Origin of the sequence: Psychroflexus sp. MES1-P1E (assembly GCF_002836055.1) — a bacterium.
GTDB lineage: Bacteria > Bacteroidota > Bacteroidia > Flavobacteriales > Flavobacteriaceae > Psychroflexus.
The window spans coordinates 1-2,162 of the sequence record NZ_PJBS01000251.1 but is presented as its reverse complement, the minus strand read 5'-3'; the positions used below and the strand labels follow the sequence as shown (position 1 = coordinate 2,162).

The window sequence follows — 2,162 nt, the reverse complement described above, 5'->3', positions numbered from 1 at the left end:
GCCCTATGTTTTTTATACATTGTTACCTGCTGGCTTTATTTGCATCTTTCATTAATTCGTTCTTGTGCATATTCAGCTCCTAATTCCTTTGCTTTCTTCCAATTTTCGCAAGCCTCTGATTTTTTCTCTTGGTTATATTTCGTGTTACCAATATTAAAATAAGTCATAGCGTCATTTGGCTTTAACTTTAAAGCTTTTTCATAATCGTTCAGAGCCCCTTCATAATCGCCATTTTCGTCTTTTACTGACCCGCGATTTACGATTGCATCTATAAAGTCAGGTGCAATTTCTATGGCTTTGTCATAATCAGCTATTGATGGTTTCCAAGTATAAAGCTCATTTTTTACTATTGCTCTTGAATAGTACGAATTCGGGTCTTTCGGATTGATTTTAATGCAAATTGTCCAATTAAATATTGCTCCACTTAAATCTCCAGAATTATAACATTCAAGTCCTTTGTTGAAATAATAATCTTCTTTTCCTTTATCGAAATTGGGGAATTTTTGATTTTTCGGGTCAAATGGCGCACCATAACCGTCAAGTTTTGCATCAAATTCATAACCTCTTTTATACATATCTAAACCCCAATAAAGTAAATTATCCTCCGTTATAGGTATCTCATTAGTTTCTCCATTTAATTCCCAAAGTCCTTTTTTGATTTTCTTAATGGATTTGATTTCATAAGGGTAATGTTCGTTAAGAAATTCTTGAAGCTTTTCAAGTTTATCTTTTGAGTTAGAAACAAAATGAAAGTCAAATTTTGCCAAAGAAAAATCACTTACTCCACTTTTTTGCATATTATTGAATACATCTTGAGCGGAAACCATCTCTTTTCCGAAATTTTGAGTGAATTGTTCCCAAGTAATGAATTTGTCTTCATTCTTATTTTGTCCCCAACCAGTTAAAAATTTTAGCATTAAGATTATTATTAATAGATTTCTCATTTAGTTTTTTTCAGCTTGCAGGTAACGTCTAGGCTATGGTTAGTAAGGGATTAAAAAGTAATAATCTTTCAATTAAGCACTTAGCCAAAACTTTTTATTTTGTTTTATTTTTTTTTTAAAGCCAAATCAAAAGTTTTGGCGGACTTTATTACTTGAACAGACCTTTAATTTTATGCCAAAAACCCTTATTAACTATAGCCATTGTTGGCGGTAGTTTTTCTTTGGTTGGCTTGTCATTTTCTGTTGTATTAATTTTCTTTTTTAGTTTTATTAGTTCCTCAGAATTTTCTTTGTTGTAAGGAATTAATAGAAATTTCCAATCAAATGAGTTTAACAAAGGTTTCATTTTCTCTTCAATAATTGGTTTAGTGAAGTCTGAATTATCTCCAAAGGATTCAACTCCAGTTCTTAAATCAATCTCAAGGATGTAATTGTATTCTTTATGGTTTTGCAATAAATAAGTTTTACTTAAAAATTGGTTAGGTGTTAATTTCACTCTAACCGAAAGGGAATAGTTTATATCTAATTTTCCTGAAAACCATTTTTTGAAATTATACCAGCCATATCCATCATCTTCATTTAATTCCAATCTCTCGTTGTAAACTTGATAGAATTGTTCGGTTATTTCTTCAATGCTTTTGTCGGATTTTAAGCCTATATAAAATGATGTTGATTCGTAACCATAATAGACTAGATTTTCAATTAGTTCTTCATATGAATTTACCCTCAGTCTTTCCTCAAATCCGTTTTCAGCACATTCAAGTTCAAAATAAGATATTTGAGGTTCTTTATATTCTTTTTCCACATTATATCCGTAATCAAAACACAACATTGTGTGTCCATCCATATGCGAAAGTATAGGAAGTCGGTCTAAATTTAGAAAGTCGAATTCAGAAGAGTTTTCAAGTTCTTCTTTGTCCATATATTCAAGTAGAACGTCTTTCAGAGTGCTATAACCACCGTGATTTATTATTGGGTCAATTGTAGAACCATTATACAATAGTTCGTTCACTTCTTTGTTATGAATTAGTGCACTTTTCCAGACATAACCTCCGTTTTGGATTTTCAAATGTTCCCTGTATAGACTTGGAAATTTAAATCCGATTTCGGTTTCTTTTTGAACGATTTGTTCTTCCGTTCTCCCGATACTTTCATCAGTAAATCCTTTTGCGGATTGTTTCCAAATATCTTCTATCATATGTTTTTTTTAATTACCGC

General features: G+C 31.1%; 2 protein-coding genes. Both read right to left on the bottom strand.

The genetic code is table 11. The annotated features are described in order from the left end of the window. Positions 1-35 precede the first annotated feature (35 nt). Entirely contained in the window at positions 36-917 is an 882-nt protein-coding gene (locus tag CXF67_RS09455) for a tetratricopeptide repeat protein (RefSeq protein WP_219621034.1), read from the bottom strand. Positions 918-1,092: 175 nt separating this feature from the next. After that, on the bottom strand, positions 1,093-2,142 hold the full coding sequence (locus tag CXF67_RS09450; protein ID WP_102088537.1) for an SMI1/KNR4 family protein: 1,050 nt from the start codon (positions 2,140-2,142) through the stop codon (positions 1,093-1,095). Between the last annotated feature and the right edge of the window lie 20 nt (positions 2,143-2,162).

Coding starts and splice junctions, on each gene's coding strand:
- CXF67_RS09455 (WP_219621034.1), bottom strand. CDS start 917: ATGCTAAAATTTTTAACTGGTTGGGGACAAAATAAGAATGAAGACAAA.
- CXF67_RS09450 (WP_102088537.1), bottom strand. CDS start 2,142: ATGATAGAAGATATTTGGAAACAATCCGCAAAAGGATTTACTGATGAA.